The 20,485-nt window shown below is 54.8% G+C and carries 18 protein-coding genes; 5 read left to right on the top strand and 13 right to left on the bottom strand.

Features of this window, described 5'->3' with window-relative positions:
• Nucleotides 1-34: 34 nt before the first annotated feature.
• Nucleotides 35-1,249 (bottom strand): acyl-CoA dehydrogenase family protein, encoded by a 1,215-nt coding sequence (locus tag G523_RS0107650; protein ID WP_022694456.1) that lies wholly within the window; start codon nucleotides 1,247-1,249, stop codon nucleotides 35-37.
• A 303-nt stretch (nucleotides 1,250-1,552) separates the two neighbouring features.
• On the opposite strand from G523_RS0107650, the gene G523_RS0107645 reads away from it, so the two are divergent.
• A complete protein-coding gene (locus tag G523_RS0107645) occupies nucleotides 1,553-2,932 on the top strand; it encodes a flavin-containing monooxygenase (RefSeq protein WP_022694455.1) in 1,380 nt (459 codons plus the stop codon).
• A 62-nt stretch (nucleotides 2,933-2,994) separates the two neighbouring features.
• Here the strand turns inward: G523_RS0107645 and G523_RS0107640 are convergent, their stop codons facing one another.
• Together G523_RS0107640 and G523_RS0107635 are read right to left on the bottom strand one after the other, a co-directional pair.
• Entirely contained in the window at nucleotides 2,995-3,594 is a 600-nt protein-coding gene (locus tag G523_RS0107640) for a hypothetical protein (RefSeq protein WP_022694454.1), read from the bottom strand.
• A 92-nt stretch (nucleotides 3,595-3,686) separates the two neighbouring features.
• The gene (locus G523_RS0107635; RefSeq protein WP_022694453.1) at nucleotides 3,687-3,923 is read right to left on the bottom strand and encodes a hypothetical protein; all 237 of its coding nucleotides are present in this window, start codon (nucleotides 3,921-3,923) and stop codon (nucleotides 3,687-3,689) included.
• Between the two features lie 143 nt (nucleotides 3,924-4,066).
• Between G523_RS0107635 and G523_RS18525 the strand changes: the two genes are divergently transcribed.
• Complete coding sequence (locus tag G523_RS18525; protein WP_022694452.1) at nucleotides 4,067-5,254, top strand: mechanosensitive ion channel family protein; 1,188 nt, start codon at nucleotides 4,067-4,069, stop codon at nucleotides 5,252-5,254.
• On the opposite strand, the gene G523_RS18520 is transcribed toward G523_RS18525, so the two are convergent.
• From G523_RS18520 to G523_RS18505, 5 genes are all read right to left on the bottom strand, one after another.
• Nucleotides 5,233-6,171, bottom strand: coding sequence for a histone deacetylase family protein (locus G523_RS18520; protein WP_022694451.1), 939 nt, complete (start codon nucleotides 6,169-6,171; stop codon nucleotides 5,233-5,235). The two genes, G523_RS18525 and G523_RS18520, sit on opposite strands and share 22 nt — an antisense overlap.
• 32 nt (nucleotides 6,172-6,203) lie before the next feature.
• The gene (locus G523_RS18515; RefSeq protein ID WP_022694450.1) at nucleotides 6,204-7,721 is read right to left on the bottom strand and encodes a glycosyltransferase family 2 protein; all 1,518 of its coding nucleotides are present in this window, start codon (nucleotides 7,719-7,721) and stop codon (nucleotides 6,204-6,206) included.
• 220 nt (nucleotides 7,722-7,941) lie between these two features.
• Nucleotides 7,942-10,572: a pre-peptidase C-terminal domain-containing protein gene (locus G523_RS20215; RefSeq protein ID WP_022694449.1), complete on the bottom strand. Its 2,631-nt coding sequence runs from the start codon at nucleotides 10,570-10,572 to the stop codon at nucleotides 7,942-7,944.
• A gap of 286 nt (nucleotides 10,573-10,858) precedes the next feature.
• Nucleotides 10,859-13,681, bottom strand: coding sequence for a PPC domain-containing protein (locus G523_RS0107610; RefSeq protein ID WP_022694448.1), 2,823 nt, complete (start codon nucleotides 13,679-13,681; stop codon nucleotides 10,859-10,861).
• 76 nt (nucleotides 13,682-13,757) lie between these two features.
• Nucleotides 13,758-14,783, bottom strand: a complete 1,026-nt coding sequence (locus tag G523_RS18505; protein WP_022694447.1) for a quinone-dependent dihydroorotate dehydrogenase — start codon at nucleotides 14,781-14,783, stop codon at nucleotides 13,758-13,760.
• Between the two features lie 118 nt (nucleotides 14,784-14,901).
• On the opposite strand from G523_RS18505, the gene G523_RS0107600 reads away from it, so the two are divergent.
• Both G523_RS0107600 and G523_RS0107595 read left to right on the top strand, forming a co-directional pair.
• Nucleotides 14,902-15,123, top strand: a complete 222-nt coding sequence (locus tag G523_RS0107600) for a hypervirulence associated TUDOR domain-containing protein (protein ID WP_022694446.1) — start codon at nucleotides 14,902-14,904, stop codon at nucleotides 15,121-15,123.
• Between the two features lie 79 nt (nucleotides 15,124-15,202).
• Nucleotides 15,203-15,820 (top strand): S24 family peptidase, encoded by a 618-nt coding sequence (locus G523_RS0107595; RefSeq protein WP_022694445.1) that lies wholly within the window; start codon nucleotides 15,203-15,205, stop codon nucleotides 15,818-15,820.
• Nucleotides 15,821-15,830: 10 nt separating this feature from the next.
• On the opposite strand, the gene G523_RS0107590 is transcribed toward G523_RS0107595, so the two are convergent.
• Nucleotides 15,831-16,235 carry a bacteriohemerythrin gene (locus tag G523_RS0107590; protein ID WP_027441544.1) on the bottom strand — a complete coding sequence of 135 codons (405 nt, stop codon included), beginning with the start codon at nucleotides 16,233-16,235 and terminating at the stop codon, nucleotides 15,831-15,833.
• Nucleotides 16,236-16,496: 261 nt separating this feature from the next.
• Between G523_RS0107590 and G523_RS0107585 the strand changes: the two genes are divergently transcribed.
• On the top strand, nucleotides 16,497-16,877 hold the full coding sequence (locus G523_RS0107585) for a MarR family winged helix-turn-helix transcriptional regulator (protein ID WP_022694443.1): 381 nt from the start codon (nucleotides 16,497-16,499) through the stop codon (nucleotides 16,875-16,877).
• A 23-nt stretch (nucleotides 16,878-16,900) separates the two neighbouring features.
• On the opposite strand, the gene G523_RS18500 is transcribed toward G523_RS0107585, so the two are convergent.
• The 4 genes from G523_RS18500 to prfA all read right to left on the bottom strand — a co-directional run bounded on the left by G523_RS18500 (nucleotide 16,901) and on the right by prfA (nucleotide 20,420).
• Complete coding sequence (locus G523_RS18500) at nucleotides 16,901-17,548, bottom strand: DUF4167 domain-containing protein (protein ID WP_022694442.1); 648 nt, start codon at nucleotides 17,546-17,548, stop codon at nucleotides 16,901-16,903.
• Nucleotides 17,549-17,716: 168 nt separating this feature from the next.
• The gene (gene prmC / locus G523_RS0107575; protein WP_022694441.1) at nucleotides 17,717-18,577 is read right to left on the bottom strand and encodes a peptide chain release factor N(5)-glutamine methyltransferase; all 861 of its coding nucleotides are present in this window, start codon (nucleotides 18,575-18,577) and stop codon (nucleotides 17,717-17,719) included.
• Nucleotides 18,574-19,341, bottom strand: a complete 768-nt coding sequence (locus tag G523_RS0107570) for an MOSC domain-containing protein (protein ID WP_022694440.1) — start codon at nucleotides 19,339-19,341, stop codon at nucleotides 18,574-18,576. The genes prmC and G523_RS0107570 overlap by 4 nt, the downstream gene beginning before the upstream one ends.
• A gap of 2 nt (nucleotides 19,342-19,343) precedes the next feature.
• Nucleotides 19,344-20,420: a peptide chain release factor 1 gene (gene prfA / locus G523_RS0107565; protein ID WP_022694439.1), complete on the bottom strand. Its 1,077-nt coding sequence runs from the start codon at nucleotides 20,418-20,420 to the stop codon at nucleotides 19,344-19,346.
• Nucleotides 20,421-20,485 lie beyond the last annotated feature (65 nt).

Genomic DNA, 20,485 nt, shown 5'->3' with positions numbered 1-20,485 from the left:
GCAGCGCTCAGGGCGCGCCAACGTTGCGTTGGTTTCACCCCTTATGCTCTTTCAGTCCGAGAACGCGCTTCGCGATCACATTGAGGTTCACCTCTGAAGTGCCGCCTTCAATCGAGTTCGCTTTGGCACGCAGCATCGCTTTGTTGGACGCTAGCTCCAGATCTGTGAAGCCCTCGCCTTCCCAGCCAAGGCCCTGATAACCAAGCGTTTCGACAGTCATTTCTGTCTTCTTCTGGTTCAGCTTCGCCGCAGCATATTTCACGATGCTCGCCGTGTGACCGACTTCCTCACCAGCTTTAGATTGCTCTGCCATGCGGGCAACCGTCAGCTTGAAGGCTTTGTCATCCATTGCGAGGTCCGCAAGACGCATGCGCAGGTCCGGATCGAGCAGTTTGCCGCTCGCATCTGTGCCCACATACTCTTTCGCGCGCTCATGAAGCGGCGGTGTGCCAGCACGGTCAGCACCAAAGCCAGTCGCTGAGATGTTTGAACGCTCATACTGGAGAAGGCGTTTCGCAATCTCCCAGCCGCCATTCAGACGACCTACGAGGTGATCCTTCGGAACCTTCACGTCGTTGAAGAAGGTTTCACAGAACGGAGACGAACCGGAGATTAGCTTGATTGGACGCGCTTCGACGCCTTCGCTTTCCATGTCGAACAGAAGGAAGGAAATGCCTTCATGCTTTTTGGAAGTGTCGGTACGAACCAGACAGAAAATCCAGTCAGCCTGATCGGCATAAGACGTCCAGACTTTCTGGCCATTCACCAGCCAGTGATCGCCCTTGTCTTCACACTTGGTCTGAAGGCCTGCGAGGTCAGAACCTGCGCCCGGCTCTGAATAGCCCTGACACCAGCGGATTTTGCCGTTGACGATATCCGGCAGGAATTTCTGCTTCTGCTCTTCATTGGCATATTCCAGAAGAACAGGGCCAAGCATCCAGAGACCGAAAGAGTTCAGCGCAGGACGCGCTTTGATGCGCTTGAGTTCCTGCTGCAGGATAAGGTTTTCTTCCTTGGTAAGGCCACCGCCGCCATAAGCTTTCGGCCATGTTGGCGCGGTCCAGCCTTTAGCGGCCATGCGCTCAAGCCAGAGCTTGGAGTCCGGGTTCTTGAATTTTTCTTTGCGGCCGCCCCACACGGTTTCGTCTTCTACTTGCGGGGTGCGCATGCTCGCCGGGCAGTTCTCTTGCAGCCAGGCCCGTGTTTCGGCCCTGAACTGGTCAAGGGTCGGGTCCATTCCGTCCGCCATTTTATTCTCCCTCGTGACGTATATTATCGGGTTCAGCCCTGAAGGCTTTAGATAGTAAACTATCGTGAACCGCTTAAGGTTACTCAGTCTTATTCTGTAAATCTAGCCAATGTGCGCCCCTATCCCAGCGCAAAGAAGCACGTTTTTCGATCTAAACTGAAAAATCCGATATTTTCCGGCATATCCTGCCTGAACATAGCTATTATGCCGTAGCGTCACGCGTTGACGCAAACGTAAAGCCCCATACACTCCACTTAAAAGCGCGGCCCGTTTGAGACGCCGCACAATACAGGGAGAGACAAGATGGGTTTCAACGGCCCAGCCCACCTGCCGAAAGTCTGCATTATCGGCGCAGGCCCGTCCGGCTTCACCACCGCCAAACGTCTGAAGGATGCGAACATCCCGTATGACTGTTTTGAGGTCTCGGACAATATTGGCGGCAACTGGTATTTCAACAATCCGAACGGTATGTCGTCCTGCTATGAAAGCCTGCACATCGACACATCGAAATGGCGTCTGGCGTTCGAGGATTTTCCCGTTCCGAAGGACTGGCCGGACTTTCCGCACCATTCCCAGCTGCTTCAATACTTCCATGAATATGTCGATCATTTCGGTGTGCGCGAGACGATCACCTTCAACACAGGTGTCGACCATGCTGCACGACGCGATGACGGTCTCTGGGAGGTTCGCCTCTCAACTGGCGAAACGCGGGTGTATGACGCGCTAATCGTCGCCAACGGACACCATTGGGACCCACGCATTCCGGATGAGTATCCTGGTGAGTTTGATGGCTATCAGGTCCATAGCCATCATTACCGCGACCCGTTTGAACCATATGATTTCCGCGGCAAGAAAGTCATGGTCGTGGGTGGCGGAAACTCCGCTATGGATATCTCTTCTGAACTGTCCCAACGCCCGATTGCCGACACACTCTATATTTCGCTGCGCCGGGGTATCTGGGTGCTACCAAAATACATGAACGGCAAACCCGCGGACAAAGCCGTTTTGCCTGCATGGCTGCCCTCTGGCCTTGGCAGGAAACTCGCCCGCGGCGCCATTAAGAAATCCATCGGCAATATGGAGGATTACGGACTTCCAAAGCCTGACCACGAACCTCTTGAAGGTCATCCGTCTGTCTCGGGCGAATTCCTGACCCGCGTTGGCTGCGGTGATATCAATGTGAAAGGAGCAATTGACCGGCTGGACGGCGATGGCGTTGTCTTCAAGGATGGTACACGCGAAGAGATCGATGCCATCGTCTGGGCGACCGGATATAAAATCAGCTTCCCGTTCTTCTCCGACGATCTCCTGAAGCCCGATGAAAACCATAAGTTCGACCTGTTCAAGCGCATGGTGCGAGACGGGTTCGACAATCTGTTCTTTGTCGGGCTGGCACAGCCTCTGCCGACCCTCGTCAATCTCGCCGAACAACAATCCAAGCTTATCGCAGCTTATCTGACGGGCGAATACGCCCTTCCACCGCCCGAAGAGATGCAGGCGATCACTAAGAAAGACGATGAATTTCACCGAGGTCATTTCTACGCCTCGCCGCGTCACACCATACAGATCGACTTCAACGCTTATTGTAAGGATCTGAACCGTGAGCTGAAGCTTGGCGAAGCGCGCGCAATCTCAAAACAAAAGGCTCTGCCTGTGCAGCCCCGGGCCATGGAAACGGCCTGACGCCACATAAAGAAAACCCCGGACTTGCGTCCGGGGCTCTCTCTATCAGCGGCTAACGAAGCCTATCGTGAACCGGCTGATGCTTCCACGTTTGCACGGAATTCTGCTTCGTTCGCATCGAGTACGACAGCGTTGGCGTCAGCGTGGAATGCGGCGCTGTCACCTGAAACCTGCATGGTTTCAGCATCAGCCTCACCATTGCCACGGACATAGATCATGCCATTGTCCATGCGATCGACTGTGCCAACCTCTGCGCCGTCACGTGTGTAGACGGTTACCGGCGTTGGGACCGGCTCAACCCTCGTATTGATGCGCGTGGCCTGCCAGCCTTCGTTTCTGGCTTCAACGACACCTTGGTTCGTCTCTTCGCGCATCATTTCGGCGCGGCCACGAAGCTGGTTTTCCAGCCGGTCACCGGCATTTTCAAGTTCGTATGTCTCGAGCGAACCTTCGAGGCTTGTTGCCAGCGTGCTTTCCACCGGCACCGTATCAGCGTCGAATACAGATGTAGCGGACGTGTCTACTGTTGTCTGAAGGTCTATGCCTTCACCCACGCTCGTGCCGAGCTGCCCCGTCGTGTCAGATGTGACCGAGCCAAGCTGAGCAGACGATGTGCCTGTCAGAAGAGCGAGCGATGCGGCGGATGTAATGAGGTATTTCATAAGTTTTCCTCCGTTTTCTACCTATGGCAAGTCAACGGAGACGGTCGGGCTGATGTTCCAAAACAATCCGATGAAACATCTGTAATGCTGACTTAAAAGCGGCCGAGCAGCCCTTTGCCGGGCCCTGTCTCATAACCCAGAATATTGATCAGGTGCACGAAGAACAGGATCGCAACAAACGCGCTCACAATCATTATAAGCCGCCATGGCAGCAGTTTCGGACGCATATCATCCCGCGGCGCACTGGCGCGATACGAAGAGAAAACCGCGAAACCAGCCATCACCAGCAAGCCGATAACGCTTAAAATCATATCAGTTGAAATCGCCATGCCTGCCTAACGCGGTTTTCGGAACAGTTCCGGAGCTGAGGCTTTAACATTTAGGGACAATCAAAGAGACGCCAAGCCTGCTTCTTCCAGCTTCGCTGGGATGCGGGCATTTTCGCGTTTCCGGACAGACAAAGGATGACAGAATGACAGCTAACTCTCCGACCTCTGACGCTATGGAGCCAGTCGCGGAAGTTTTCGCAGACGTCACCGTTAATAATATGATGGCCGTTGCCATTCTCGTCGGAGCCGTCGCTGCTGCTGTCGTCATTCACACCATCATTTATGCCCTTTTAACCCGCGCGGTCGGCAAGGACGGCGACAAACTGTTTGCCCGAGCGCTCAGGCGCGCGCGAACAGTGTCGCTTCTCGGAATGTGCGTGCTGGCAGCAGAGCTCGCCCTGCCGATGGTTCAGATGCCCGATAGCTGGCGCGGGCTAGTCAATCAGATTGTGACCATCCTTCTGATCGGCATTGCAGGCTGGCTGCTCAATCGCATCATCACGGCGTTCACCGAAAACCGCGTGTCGAAATACGACATGGACGCCGAAGACAATCTGGAAGCCCGTAAGGTCTCGACGCGCATGCGCCTCCTAAGCCGAATGATGACCATGCTGATCCTGCTGGTCACTGTTGCCGCCATGTTGATGACCTTCCCATCTGTGCGCTCTATCGGCATTTCACTGTTCGCCTCCGCCGGTGTCGCCGGCATTGTGATCGGCTTTGCAGCGCGGCCTGTTCTGTCTAACCTGATCGCGGGCATACAGATCGCCCTCACTCAGCCGCTCCGCATTGGCGACGCCGTCATTATGGAGGGTGAATGGGGCTGGATTGACGAAATCACCTCCACCTATGTGGTTGTGAAAATCTGGGACTGGCGACGTCTCGTCGTGCCGCTGACGCAGGTTGTCGAAAAGCCGTTCCAGAACTGGACCCGCGAAGGCTCCTCCATCATCGGGTCCGTGACATGGCATCTGGATTACACAGCCCCTGTCAGCGAGATCCGCGCCAAGCTGAAAGAGTTTCTGGAAGACAGCGAGCTTTGGGACGGCGATGTACAAGTGCTGCAGGTCATCGACACGACGCAGGAAACCATCACGCTGCGTGGCCTGATGAGCGCGAAGAACTCGCCTATCGCCTGGGATTTGCGCTGCGAAATCCGAGAGAAGATGGTGTCATGGCTACAGCAGGAACACGCATACGCCCTGCCTCGCCGCCGCGGTGAAATTCACATTGAGGATTCAGAGATCGAGTTTACGCCATCACCGGCGCCGCGCGAAAGCGACGATACGGGCATGTCGGACAAAATCGATCATCCTGACGAGACCCGCTGATCGGCTTCAGCTTTCAATGCTCGGGCGGCTTCTTCGAATGCGAAAGCATGAAGCCGGGCCAGATGGCTCACATCATGGCTGTACCCGCCGCCCATCACACAGACGAGCGGCAAGCCACGCTCGCGGACGCGGGAGATAACCAGCCGGTCGCGCCCGCGAATGCCCTCATCACTGAGCTTCAGCTTGCCCAGCCGGTCATCGATATGCGGGTCTACACCCGCATTGTAGAAAACAATGTCCGGAGATGACGCGTCCAGCACACGTTCCAGTGCGGCCTCTAACTCACTCAGATAGCCTTCATCGCCTAGCCCCTGATCGAGCCCGACATCCAGCGTTGAAGCGACCTTGCGCACTGGCCAGTTATCCTCGCAATGGAGCGAGAAGGTGAAGACGCTGTCGTCATTCTGGAAAATGTCTGCCGTGCCATCGCCCTGATGCACATCGCAATCAATCACGAGCGCCTTACGGATGCGTTCGGTCTTCTGCAGCGCACGGATAGCAACGCCCACATCATTAAACACACAAAAACCAGCGCCATGAGTGTATTTAGCATGGTGGCTGCCACCTGCCGCGTTGCAGGCAATACCTATGTAAAGCGCGGCCTCACCGGCAAGATATGTGCCCATACAGGAAAGACGCGAGCGCATGGCGACAGCCCCTGTCATCTCAAAGCCGATGGTACGCGCGGTTTTATAATCTACCGTCTGATGGAAGACGGCATCCACATAGGACGGGTCATGCGCGAGCGCGATCATCTCAAAGTCTGCAGGCTTTGGCCGACGGATCGGATTAGTTGACGTGACGAGGCCAATCTCCTTCAGGCGACGTCCCGTCTCGCGGTATTTGCGCATGGGAAACCGGTGCCCGTCCGGCACAGTCTCAGCGTCATATCTGTCATGATAGAAAATTGGCAGCATTGAGCTATCAGATAGCGCCAATCGGGGCGGGTTCAAACCTTGACGGTGCGAAGCTGCTTGCGGGAAAGACTTTTCACGCTGACACCATGCTGAGTTTTATCCCAATAGAATGGCCGGACAATCAGCTCATAGATCGCTTTGCCCGCCGCAACCGTCTGAAGTGGCCAGTAGAACGGAGCCGTGATCAGCGCCCGGATTGCGCCAGCCGATGCGAGAGCGCCGGACATGACGACAGAGAGGATATGCACGCTGAAGCCTGTCAGACAGAGGATAATCGCTTCTGATGGTGGCGTGAGCCCCGGCAGCACGGCCTGCGCAACAAGCCAGAGCGCAAACGGCCCGTGAAACACTGCTGATAATACTGAGCCAGATAACAGCAATACCGCTGAGACGTAATTCTTCAGCCCCATCACTCTGATACGCGAGGCCGGTGAGGCACGGAAGAAAACACCTGCTGTCTGGATAAAGCCTTTCACCCAACGCGAGCGCTGACCGATCCATTGGCGAAGGCCTATCGGTGCCTCTTCAAATGTTGGCGGAGAGATATGGCCCACACGATACCCCGCAGCGGCAAAGCGCAAACCAAGGTCTGCATCTTCTGTCACATTATAAGGATCCCAGCCGCCCACTTTCTCAAGCGCGGCGCGGTCAAAATGATTGCTCGTTCCGCCCAGCATGACCGGCAGGCGAAGTGTACTTAGGCCCCGTACGATCAGGCCGAAATGGACGCGGTACTCCTGGGTAAACTGCGCAGCGATCCAGCTCTCCCCGCTATTGTGCGGAATAAGCGGCGCCTGAACGCAGGCAAGTGGCTTACTGCTTGCTTCCTCACGCGCATATTGGAAGGCGCGCACAGCATCTTTCAGCTGAGTTGAATGCATAGCGTCTTCGGCATCATACACGGCGATCATCTGACCGGTCGCAAGCTTGAGCCCGAAATTCAGTGCGCGAGGTTTCGTCTGCACCTCGCCCTCGGGCACGATGAGCACTTTGAAATACGGCCGCAATTTCAACTGCTCGATTGCTGCCAGCGTTTCTGTATCGCTCTCTTCCAGAAGGATCAGAATCTCCAGTTGGCGTTTCGGATAATCGAGCCCTTTCAGCGCCGCGATCAGAGGCCCAATGGCTTCTGGTTCACGGAAGACGGGCACCAGAACGCTATAACGTGGCCAGATAAATCGGCGCTTTGCGCCATCACCGGTAAGCGGAGATGTGGTGCGAGAGCCAAAGCCAGCGCAAAGCAATACACAACGGTAGATGATCAACAGAAAAAATACGAAGAAGGCCAAAGCACTTATTGCTGAAAACAAGCTCATCGGGACAAGCAGAACACCAACGCCCAGAACCGCGGCGACCTGCTTCACAAAAGTCATCTGAGCTGTTGTCACGCCTCTCTTACAGCTTGCTTCAGGGTAAGCTTCGAGGAGATCATTCTCTGCGCCAAAACGAAGCCATTCCAGATGGGCGGCATCATAGAGGTCGGCTTCATGGGCAGCATCGCCGGTCCGAAGACCGGCGATTAGATTGTCACTACCCCACCCATCAGCCATATCCCTGACAACCCCTCGTTAAGGAATTGTTAGGATTTAACCAGAGTTACCCACAGCCCGCCAACTATTTTTCAAATAATACAACCAAAATAACTCATATCACCTCTGATATTTCAGAATTTTATTCGCCTGTGCTCTTGCACGTCCGTCCACAAGCGCCGTTCTCAAACACAAAAAAGCCCGCTCTTCAGCGGGCTTTTTCTATCCATGTCGCTCACGCCTAACGAAGCTCGAAGAAGACTTCGTAAGGCGAAACGCCTGAACGGTCGACGACGAGGTGCTGGTAAGTCACGTCGATATCATCGAGCGATTCAAAGCTTTCCAGCTGACGCTTGCTCTGATGCTCAAGCAGATAACTTGTGCGCAGATATTGGCTGAGCTCAATTGCGTCGAGCTGACTGTCACCGTTGATATCCGCTTCACCTGTTTCCAGCGCAGCGCGGAAGAAGTGAGCCAGATATCCGCCCGCTTCAAACTTGGACGCCACGAGAGACACAACATCTTCTTCCGAAGAGAAGAGGCCCATACGGCCCGGAGACGAGATCACATCTTTTGCGAAACCACCTGAATAGCAGCTGTCGAGAATGATCAACGCACGTTCGACCGGCATGCTGTCGAGAAGCGCATCGAACTGAGTATCAGTCAGCGGATTGTCATAGAGCTCGATTGTCTCATCCATACCATCAAGGTCGGCTGTTTCGGCCGCGCCCCGAATTTCTACGCGGTTACCGTGGCCGGAGAAGAAGAACACGAATGTGTCATCGTCATCCATACGGGCAGACAGAGTCTGGAAGGCCTGACGCAGGTTCGCCTCGGTCGCTTCTTCGTCTGTCAGCAGGATCGCATTGCTCGCGTTCATGCCGCCAAAGTCACGTACCGCATCATGGGCCAGTACAGCGTCCTGAGCGGTATATGGCAGGTCGTTATAGAAGCTCGGATAATCTGAGATGCCTACGAAGATGCCATAGATTTCCGTGCTGTCACCGCCATAGCCACCACCATTGTTCGGGATGAGCTGGGAGTTACCCGTGCCATCCGTTACGGACAGGGTGTAAGAGCCCGTTTCACCTTCAGCGTAAGATGTCGCCGTTACGGTGTAGCGACCTGAAGACGGTGCACGGAATTCGATGACAGACTGATCGAGCGAGCCGTTATAGTCATCGTTTTCAAGCGATACACCGCCCGGACCCGTCAGGCGCAGATAGGTATCGATTGGTCCGGATTCCATTGTGACACGGACGTTTTGGCCTGCCTGAGCCTGGAAGGAATATGTATCTTCATATTCGCCGTACTGACCGCGGCGGTCGCTGGTCGTCAGCTGACCGTTCACAGACGCACCGACATACAGTTCCGAAGCATTGTTAGAGTTCGTGACAGGACGTGAAGATCCGCCGCCAGCACTGACGTTCAGATTGTACCGGCCAGTTTCACCTGCTGCGAAAGATGTCGCGATCACAGAGTACTCACCAGACGTTGGCAGAGAGATATCGAGGCGGCTATTTGTGCCCATATTCGGCGCATCATCGTTCGCGTCGATAATGCCTTCAGGGCCAACCAGACCAACCCAGGTATCAAACTCGGTTGACGTCATTTCGATAGACAAACGCTGACCAGCAGAGCCTGAGAACGGATAGACATCGAAGAACTCGCCGCCTTCCAATGTCTCGTCGCCGCGCGCCAGCGTGCCTGTTTCAGACATGCCGGAGAAGCTGCCAGCATATCCGCCACCGGAGAAGCCTCCAGAACCGCCGCTTTCCATAGAAAGCGCGTAAGAGCCGGTTTCTCCCGGCGCAAAGCTGGTTACGATGACTTCATATGCACCGCCCTGAGACGCAACCGTTTCAACGCGGGAATGAGACAGAGAACCTTCCCAGTCATCATTCTCGATCTGCTCGCCGTTTGGCGTCACGAGAATGATGTACGGGTCAAACTGGTCAGATGTGAGATCAACAATGATGTTCTCGCCAGCAGACGCATTCAGTGTGTATCGGTCGAGGAACTCACCGGACTGAAGCTGTTCGTCAGCGGACGAAAGCGAGCCTGTGGAGCCGGAGCTGCTACCACCGCCATAGCCGGGCTGACCGCCACCAGAGCCGTTGAAGGACAGCGAGTATGCGCCTGTTTCACCTGGTGAATAGCTTGTCACCTGCACCATGTAAGTGCCGCCATTTGCGGCCGTCGCATCAATGTGGGACCGCGACAGGCTGCCCTGATAATCATCATTATCAAGCTGCTCGCCATCCGGTGTCTGCACGATCAGATATGGGTCGAAGTCGTTAGACGTCAGGTCGATAGACACCGCCTCGCCCGGGCCGGCTGTAAATTCGTAGCGGTCGGAGTACTCACCGGTGGTAAGCGTCTGGTCGCCCGGTGCGAGTGTGCCAGTCGCGCCTTGCGCAGCACCGCCACCATAGCCACCGCCGTAACCGGCGCCTGCATCATATTCGAGCATATAGCTGCCCGTTTCACCTGGCGCGAAGCTGGTGACGAGCACTTCATACGTGCCGCTGCTGGACGCTGTTGTCTCAATGCGTGAATGAGAGAGCGATCCTTCCCAGTCATCATTGTCCATCTGGTCGCCAACCGGCGGGATCAGAATGAGGTATGGGTCGAACTGCGTAGACGTCAGATCAACCGTGATCTGATCTCCAGCATTCGCCGTGAATGTATAGCTGTCCTGATACTCACCGGACTGGAGCTGCTCATCCCCTGCAGCCAGATTGCCTGTGAATGTGTCACCCTTGGCGACCTGCGCAATCGCCAAACCGGAGAACCCGATTGCGATAGCAGATGCGACGGCAACAGCGCTGGTTGAGCGCTTCAGCGTAGAAAGTTTTGGTCCCTTGAACATAACGTCCCCTCGTATTGCGTTTACCCCTGATGGTCAGCTGTAAAACGGACTAGTGACCTTCCCTTTCAAGCACTGTGTCGTCCAGCCAAACACCTGCGATCTAGGTATTGACAGTAGGAATTGTCACATAAACCTAACCTGAACGAAATGTAATTTTTAAAAAAATCGATAGAAACCGCCGAAAAATCATGTCCCTATCGCCCAAAAAAAGCCCGCCTGCTAAATACAGACGGGCTTTATGAAGCTGAGGACTAACAGCTTAGTCCGCTTATGATTTCACGTCAGATCAGCTGCGACGGAACAGGAGGTAATCACCTGTTTCTTCCAGATCATAGCTGGTAACAATAACCATGTACTCACCGGCCTGATCTGTTGTCATCGTAATGTGAGAATGATCAAGCGAGCCGTTATAATCATCATTTTCTGTCCACGCGCCATCCGGTGACACAACGATCAGATACGTGTCGAATCCAGCCGAGAACAGATCAAATGCGACCTCTTCACCAACACCGGCTTCGAATGAGTACACGTCGCGGAACTCACCCGCTTCGTGCAGCGCATCGCCCTCTTCCAGCACGCCATTGATGGAGTCACCAGAACCGATTTCAGCTTCTGCTTCCAGTTCCCCGCCCATTACCGGGCCTTCTTCCTGGCTGTATTCAACCGTGTACGAACCGGTTTCACCCTCACCGAAGCTACGAACCAGAACGGTATATGTACCCGGCACGCGGACGCGCTGTTCTACATGTGAATGGCCAAGCCCAGTATAGTCGTCATTCTCAAGCGTCTCGCCATCCGGCGCGATCACCGTCAGATAGGTGTCGAACTCGGCAGAGCGAAGATCAACAACCAGATCCTGACCAACTTCAGCGTCGATCTCATAGCTGTCCTGATACTGGCCTTCTTCAGCCAGATCATCGCCTTCTGCCAGCTCGCCAGTGAAGAAGTCGCGCGGATTGTCTTCATCGATCATGAAGGACAGTTCGTAATCACCATACTCACCTGCTGAGTAAGCTGATGCTGTGATGGTGTACTCACCGCCTGCGAACGCTGTCAGTTCCACGCGAGAATGTGACAGGCTGCCTTCAAAGTCGTCATTGAACGTCTCGGAACCATCCGGGCCGCGAACCATGAGGAACGTATCAAAATCGATGGAGTTCATGTCGACAGTCAGCAATGCACCCGCCGGAACATCCAGCGTATACTCATCCATGTAGGAGCCGTTTTCACCGGTCGCATCAGTGATGGAAAGCTCAGCTTCGAGGGAGCCCTCATCACCATTGAGTTCCACCGGCGGACCACCGATTGGCTCGTCACTTACAGCGTAGCTGATTGTGTAGCTTCCAGCTTCACCAGAGCCGAATGTTGAGGCGGTAACCGTGTAGACACCACTTTCAGGCGCTTCAAATGCGACGCGTGAGTCAAAGCCACCACCGAAATCGTCATTGACGAACTCTTCGCCTGAAGGTGTCGCCACCGTCAGATAGCTATCAAAAGCATCGGAGCGCTGGAACAGCTGGAAGGTTTCACCTTCGACAAGCTCGATCTCATAGAGATCATACAGCGTCCCGTCTTCATTGATGCCATCGCCAAGCGTCAACATGCCTTCAACGTCTCCACCATCACGAGAGAGAGATGTTGCCGGTCCGGCTTCGATCTCGTCGGACACCTGATAGCTGAACGCATAATCGCCTGCTTCGCCAGCGCCATAGCTGGTGGCAACGATTGTGTATGTGCCCGCCGTTTCAGCGACCGTCATAATCGCCGAATTCAGTTCACCGGCAAAATCGTCATTCTCAATATCATAACCTTGCGGCGTGGTGACACGCAGGAATGGATCGAACTGTTCGGAATTCAGACGCAGGATCAGCGTTTCACCTTCAGCCACTTCAAGCTGATACACATCCTGAAGCGCGCCGGACAGGTGAACCCCGTCACCGAGTTCAAGACGACCATAAATTTCGCCCGAACCCGGCTCGAGCGTTTCAGGTGCGCCAGAAAACGGCTCATCGCTTGTGCGATAATCCATCGTGTACGCGCCCAAGCCGTCCATGCCGAAAGCACCGACTTCAATCGTGTAAATGCCTGTCTCTTCCGCCAGTATCATCAGGCCGGAATTCAGCGAGTCACCGAAGTCATCGTTGAACATCTCTTCGCCGGATGGAGACGTAATGGTGAGAACCGTGTCGAAATCGTCTGAGTCGAGGCGCACCATCATGGATGTGCCCTGCTGCAGAGAAATTTCATAAAGATCGACAACACTACCGTTTGGCATCATGCCGTCATCCTCGGACAGTTCACCTTCAACCACATCCGTGAGATAGGTCAGAACTTCAGGCATGCCGCCGAATGGTGCATCGCTGACCTGATAGTCGAGTTCGTAAGCGCCTGTCGCACCTTCGCCATAACTGGTGACGACGAATTCGTATGAACCGCTCTCTTCTGCCTGCATCATCAGGCCGGAATTCACGCCCATGCCATAGTCGTCATTGACGTATTCTTCGCCCGAAGGAGAAATCAGCGCGATCAGCGTGTCGAACTCGTCAGAAGAGACGCTGAAGAAAATATGAGCGCCTTCTTCAATCTCGACTTCATATGTATCGAAGAAAGACCCGTGTTCGTTGAAGCCGTCACCCATTGCGAGTTCACCGGAAATGGTCTCGCCATCTGCCGCGATCGTCGCCGCCGGGCCGCCCTCATTCAACTCTATCGTGTTGTATTCGAGCGTGTACTCGCCCGCGCCGTCCGTATCGTAGGAAGAGACAATGGCAATAAAGGTGCCGGTCTCTTCTGTGTTGAACATGACGCGTGAGTTGAAGCTCATGCCGTAGTCATCATTCTCAAGCAGTTCGCCGGATGGTGTGACCAGTGTGAGGTAAGTGTCGAAATCGTCTGAAACGAGATCGACATAGAGCATACCTGCGCTAGACACCTCGAATTCGTACCGGTCGGAATATCCGCCTGCGTCTGTCGTGGCGTCGCCGTCTGCCAGCGTACCTGTAACAGTTTCAGCGTAAGCAGCGCCTGCCATACCCATAGCCAGAAGCGCTGCAGCAGCCGTCTGGCACGTCAGGCGCGCCGCGAGTGATTTTGAAAGTGATCCGAGCATGTGTTCCCCTCGATCTGAGTTCCGTGATCATCGGGGTAAACGACATAAAAGGCAAAATTTAGCCCTTCGCTGCAGATTAACTGCGATATCCCACCAAGCCCCGATTGATGTCCGACACCATATCGACACCAAGATAAACCAGAGCTGAATAAACCTGAACCGCGTGCGCTCCGGCACTTAATTTTTCGTAAGCCTGTTCAGCAGAGCTAATTCCGCCCGCACCAATCAGGTCAAAGCGCCCTTCAAGACGGTCTGCGAAGGCACGCAGAATTTTGGTCGATAATTCAAAGAGTGGCGCACCCGACAGTCCGCCCATCTCGCCCTTATGAACACTTTGAAGCGTGTCAGGTCGTTCCAGCGTCGTGTTAGAAATAATCAAGCCGGACAGCCAGCTGCCCGCCGTATCGATTACGCCGACAATGTCGTCGATTGCGGTTTCATCAAGGTCTGGCGCAAGCTTCAGAAAGACAGGGCGTGAAACCTTGTCTGCTTCTTCCGCAGCAGACGCGGCCTCACCGCATCGGGTCAGAAGATCTGTCAGAGATGCCTTATCCTGAAGGCCGCGCAGTCCTGGCGTGTTTGGCGAGGAAATGTTGATCGTCACATAGTCGCAATGCGCCCAGACGGCTCTCACACCAGTTTCGTAATCTGCGATCTTGTCTTCGCTGACCTTGTTCGCGCCAACATTCGCACCAAGCCTCGCCTGACCGCGATACTTTTTCAAATTAGCAACGAAGACATCCAGCCCGTCATTGTTAAAACCCATACGGTTGATCACCGCGCGGTCTTCGGTCAGGCGGAAAAGGCGTGGACGCGGATTGCCGGGTTGAGGCTGCGGCGTCACGGTTCCGCATTCGACAAAGCCGAACCCAAAGCCAGACATAGCGCTCGGCACTTCAGCATTCTTGTCAAAACCGGCGGCAAGACCGAGCGGCGAATTCAGTTCCAGACCGGATTTAGGAAGCACCGTTTTGAGCAATGGATCAAGCTGAGGCGCGCCCTTCGGCCCGAAGCCGGCTTTGAGCGCTTTGATCGTCATACGGTGGGCGGTTTCCGGTTCGAATTTCGTCAGAACCGACTGACCCAATTTATAGATCGACATGGAGCGCCCTTCCGCATGAATCGCCTTTTTTTTTTCACGCGCCTAGTTAGCGCGTCCGGAAGCTCTAGGGAACCATGGTCGCGAGCCGCTTGTTTCCTTTTCAACGAAAGGAAGAGATATGACCACGAAGAACAGTTATTCAGTCGGCGACAGAGTGAAATGGGATTGGGGAAACGGCACGGCCTCCGGTGAAGTGCAAAAGGTTTACACTCAAAAACGAACGCTGAAGATCAAAGGCGAAAAGGTCACCCGCGACGCCAGCGAAGACTGCCCTGCCTATCGAATTGAAACCGACGATTCAGGGGTCCTCAAAAGCCATTCGGAAGTTCGGAAGGCCTAGCATAGAGCACACGCCAAAATAGGTAGACATTCCTACACCATGTGATAAATATCGGAAAACATACCCATAGGAGGTGGGCATGCGACATTCCGATATGTGGAAGGGCCTCGATCTTCTTGCCGAGCGTCATGGCCTTTCAGCCTCAGGCCTTGCCCGCGCTGCCGGTCTCGACCCGACATCATTCAACAAATCCAAGCGCGTTTCACGCGATGGCAAAGCGCGCTGGCCCTCAACCGAGAGCGTCTCACGCGCACTTGAGGCTGTCGGCTCCACCTTTGAAGAATTTGCTGATCTGGTTGAAGGCCGCCCGGGGCGTTCTGTCCCGCTCATCGGCCTCGCGCAGGCGGGCAATGACGGCTATTTCGACGATTCAGGGTTTCCCGTCGGGCAAGGCTGGGAAGCGATCCGCTTTCCGGGTCTGACAGATGAAGCTGTCTACGCGCTCGAGATCACAGGCGACTCTATGGAGCCTATCTTCCGCGAAGGCGACCGCGTTATCGTAGCACCGGGCGCGCAGGTACGCCGCGGCGACCGCGTCGTCGCCAAAACCGTTCAGGGTGAAATTCTGGCTAAAACGCTTGGCCGCACGACAGAAGACACGGTTGAGCTGATCTCTGCCAACCCCGCCTATCCGGTTCGCAAGGAAGCACGCTCTTCGATCCGCTGGATGGCCCGTATCCTATGGGCCAGCCAGTAAGTTCAGGCGACTAACTTGCCAGTTTTTGCGCGTTCGGGCCGTACTGCATATCAATGCCTTTGATATGTGCGGTCAGCCAGTGCTTCAGGAAGAAGAAGAACCCGTCTTCCAGCTTGCCATGGCTAGCATGTGCCGCTTCGGCGTAACCAGTGAACTTCTTCAGAAGGTCTTCATGGATGAGTTTATGCGTTTTGAACTTCGGATAGCCGGAGCGCTCCATAAAGTCTTCTTCATCCTGGAAATGCTGAACCGTTGCTGCGCCAAGCGCATCGAGAATATCGAGGACTTCCTTACCGGTTTTTCCGGCGTCACGCGCATCGTGCAGACGATTCATAAGGTCCAGCAGCCCCTGATGTTCGCGGTTCATCTGATCGACACCAACATCCAGGCTCGCATCCCAGTTCATAATGGTCATTACAGGTCTCCAACACCAAAATCTGGAAATACCCATACAAATACACTGGTTAATATCCTGTACGCTTTTATTCATCATTTTCGCGTTATTGATGAAAAAAAGAGAGAAAAGGCTGAAAAATAATTCGCCAGCAATCACGGGCCTTCTGCGCTTCTGCGTCAGAGATTTCCACAGGCCATTAACGAATCGTTAATCCGGTGGCTTGCCTGATTCTGCGAATACGTCGAGTCTTTCTTCACTCACGAATAAAGGACCACCCCAATGGCCCGCATAAGCACGCAAAATGCACTCGAAATCTGGTGTGATGTCACCTCTCAGGTGGTCAGCGGCGACTGGCCCGACCTGACACTCCGCCAGCAGGCGATCCTGATGCAGGTATATCTGAAGCCACAACCTCACACAGTACGCGGCCTCGCCCGCACACTGAACATCACAAAGCCAGCCGTCACACGCGCGATCGACGCTCTGTCAGCTCTGGATCTTGTCAAACGGAAGAAAGACCCATCCGACCTACGCAATGTTCTGATCCAGCGCACGGTGAAGGGATCGGTATTCCTCAGCGAGTTCTCAGAACTCTTTATCAAGGAAGCGTCAGAACGCGGCCTGATCAGCGAGGAAGATACAGAAAAGGCGGCCGCTTAGGACCGCCTTTCTTAATTGGCTTATTAGCTGTCGACAGCTTCGACACTGTCCGTGTCGAGATCGCTGGCAGGCGTACGCGCCATCATCGCGCGAAGGCCGGCATCATCATCAGAATTATTGTCATCCGATGCTTTAGCGTTGCTCGCTTCATCGTCATTGCGACGGCGGCGCGCTGGACGGCGGCGACGCGTTTCCTTGCGCTCACCTTCATCAGACTCTGAGTCAGAAGACACTTCTTCGGCCTGATCGTCATCGCTATCGCCATCAACAACCTTCATCTCGTCGACATTGTTATTGTCGCGGTCACGATTACGGTCGTTGCGGTTATTGCGGCGGTTGCGGCCCTGACTACGATCCTGACGCTCTGAAGTTTCGCCAGACTGGTCGTCAGCGCTCGCTTCATTGTCCTGATCGTCTCCATCCTGATCGTCCTGCGGAGGACGTTCTTTCGGCTGGTTCGCCATCATAATGCGGAAATAGTGTTCCGCGTGCTGGAAGTAAGCTTCCGCATTAATTCGATCGCCAGAGGTTTGAGCATCCCGGGCATACTGGAGATATTTGTCGTAAATCTGGTTGGCGTTACCACGAATTTTTACGTCCGGTCCATTGCTCTCATATGAACGATTGGCCGGATTGCTTGGCTTACGCCCACGCCCACTTCGGCGTTTCATATATCCATCCTGCGTCTGCTGATAGCCAGTAGCTAACTACTAGAAATGACAGCCCTTCGTTCAGTGCATCAGTTTCAACGAATCTGAAGGGGAGCCCCGACTTAAACCAGTCAACTGGTTCGCGTACTTCTGCCTAGCGTCAATCTTCGATTCCGCCAAGCCCTTTTTTCACTGTTTTCTTCCGAGTACCACACGATCATGCCCTGAAAAGTCTTTCAGAATGGTCAACTCCGCAAAACCATGCCCATCCAGCAGTTTCTCAACGGCTTTTCCCTGATCATAACCAATTTCGAAGGCAAGCCATGCCCCCGCTTTCAAACTGTCATCACAAAGGCTTGTGATCGCACGATAGGCATCAAGGCCATCTTCGCCACCATCAAGCGCCAGATGCGGGTCATGATTCAGCACTTCAGGATCGAGCGTTTTTATAACATCAGAGACGATATAGGGCGGATTAGACATAACTATATCGGCCTGCGAGATCGCTTCGCGCCCAACCTCCCAGCTGCCCTCAAGCAAAGCCACCCGCTCCCGAACACCCACACGAACAGCATTCTCGCGCGCCAGACTCAGCGCATCAGGGCTCAGATCGACAGCTGTTCCCGTCCAGTGGGGGCGATAGTACAAAAAACTCTGTAGAAGGCAGCCAGTGCCCGTGCCAAGATCGACTACGCTTCCCTGCTCTACGCCCTCGGTCAGAGACAGCGCCGCTTCCACCAGCCTTTCACTGTCCGACCGCGGCGCCAGTGCGCGCTCGTCGGTGAGAAAGCTCAGCCCCATGAAGTCGATATGCCCGATGATGAGCGAGACCGGTTCGTGGTTCTTACGGCGCTCAATCATCTTATCGAACAGGGCAACCAGCGTATCATCGACAGCGTCCTGCTCACGCATAATGAAATCAGATGAGGAGATTCCCGCCGCCTCAAACAGCAGAAACTTTGCGTCGTCACGGGCACCCTCAATACCAGCCGCATCGAGCTGTGATGCGCCCCTCTGAAGAAGCCCCCGATACGTCAGTCCAGTGCTCACGCCCGCTCCAGCTGGTCACCAACTCGCACAATGCCGGTTTTAGCGACATGCGCATATAGCCCGAGCGTGTTGCGCCCGAAATGCTTGTGCAGCAGCGGCACGGTATCAAGATCATAGCCCTGCCCGTCCGGGCTGGCATGTGTCGCTTTGCAGCGAACAGTCGGCTTGAAGACGCGCAGCTCTGCTTCGCCAAGTTTCAGAATATCGCCCTCAGCCCATTCGTCTTCTTCCCAGGCAGACAGCCCATCGAAGATGAGGTTCATACGAAAACGGGAGGCTTCGACCTCGCGACCAAATGCCTGCGACACAGCATCAACGCTAGCAAGGTTCAGCAGCGAGACATGGCCGAGATGATGATCTGAAAACCGGAACGCGCCCGGCGCCTCAAGAACCTTTAACGGTCCCGGAAAGGCCTCACCGAATGAAGACGCCAGATAATCTGCCAGCCCCTCGCGCCCGGCTGCGTCACCTAGACAGAACGCGCGGGTCTCGCCCACCTCATCGGTGATATGAAACTGGCCGCTCGCCTCATCAAAGCGGGTTTGAAGCTTTGCGACCACCGCGCTGCGCGCCAGCACTGTAAACTTCATCTTGCTGACATGTGCAGGCGCGTCCGGATCAAACCCTGACGGGCCATTCTCAATCGCGTAGACGCGATCTGCGGGGAAGCCTTCGCCCTCGGTCAGGGTAACGGCATTCACAGCCTCGGGTGTGAAGCCCTTCACCGGATGGCGGTATATCGCTGCAAGCCGCCCTGCCGACACGATCAGCCTTCAGCTTCCATATCTGCGAGCTTGGCAGCTTGATCCTCAGCCAGAAGGGCATTGATCACGTCGCCAAGATCATCACCCGCCAGAACGGTATCCATTTTATGGAGCGTCAACTTGATGCGGTGATCGGACACGCGGTTTTCCGGAAAGTTATAGGTGCGGATTTTCTCTGAACGGTCACCGGAGCCAACCTGCGATTTACGGGCCTCAGAGCGAGCAGCGTCTTTCTCCTCGCGCTCTTTCTCGTAGAGGCGGACTTTAAGCACTTCCATCGCCTTGGCGCGGTTTGCGTGCTGAGACTTCTCAGATGAGGTCACGACGATGCCGGTTGGAAGGTGGGTGATCCGGACAGCAGAGTCAGTCGTGTTAACGTGCTGACCGCCTGCACCGGACGCGCGCATCGTATCGATCCGGATATCTTCCTGTTTGACTTCAATTTCGACATTCTCTGGCGCTGGCAGAACTGCCACGGTCGCCGCAGACGTGTGAATACGGCCACCGCTTTCAGTCTTCGGAACCCGCTGGACGCGATGCACCCCGGATTCAAACTTCAGCTTACCGAACACACCATCGCCCTCAATGTCGGCGATGATTTCCTTATAGCCGCCCGCATCACCCTCGGACGCAGAGATGACATTCATCTTCCAGCCCCGAAGCTGAGCGTAGCGTTGGTACATGCGGAAAAGATCGCCCGCGAACAGCGCGGCTTCATCACCACCCGTACCGGCACGCACTTCGAGAACTGCGTTCGCATCATCATCCTGATCTTTTGGCAGAAGCAAGATTTGAACTTCGTTTTCCAGATCGGGGATCGACTCTTTCAACGCGTAGTATTCCTCGCGCGCAAGCTCGGCCATTTCAGGGTCATCGCCCTCCATCATGGTTTCGGCTTCTTCGTAGTCAGCGCGAGCCTGCGCAAGCTCTTTTGCCTTCTCGGCAACAGGGCGCAGTTCGGCATGCTCTTTCGACAGCGCGACAATTTCGTCCGGATCGGATACCGCACCCATACGGGCTTCGACTTCCTCAAAGCGGTCGATTACCTGTTCGAGGCGGTGCGCTGGAATAGTGGCCATTGTCTGATGATCTCCTGGAAGACGCCTGAGATAATCGAAGTCTGCCCGAATGAACAGAGGGCGGC

It is taken from the genome of Ponticaulis koreensis DSM 19734 (genome assembly GCF_000420665.1).
GTDB lineage: Bacteria > Pseudomonadota > Alphaproteobacteria > Caulobacterales > Hyphomonadaceae > Ponticaulis > Ponticaulis koreensis.
Note: the sequence above shows the minus strand (reverse complement) of the source record. Positions and strands in the feature narration are given on the sequence as shown.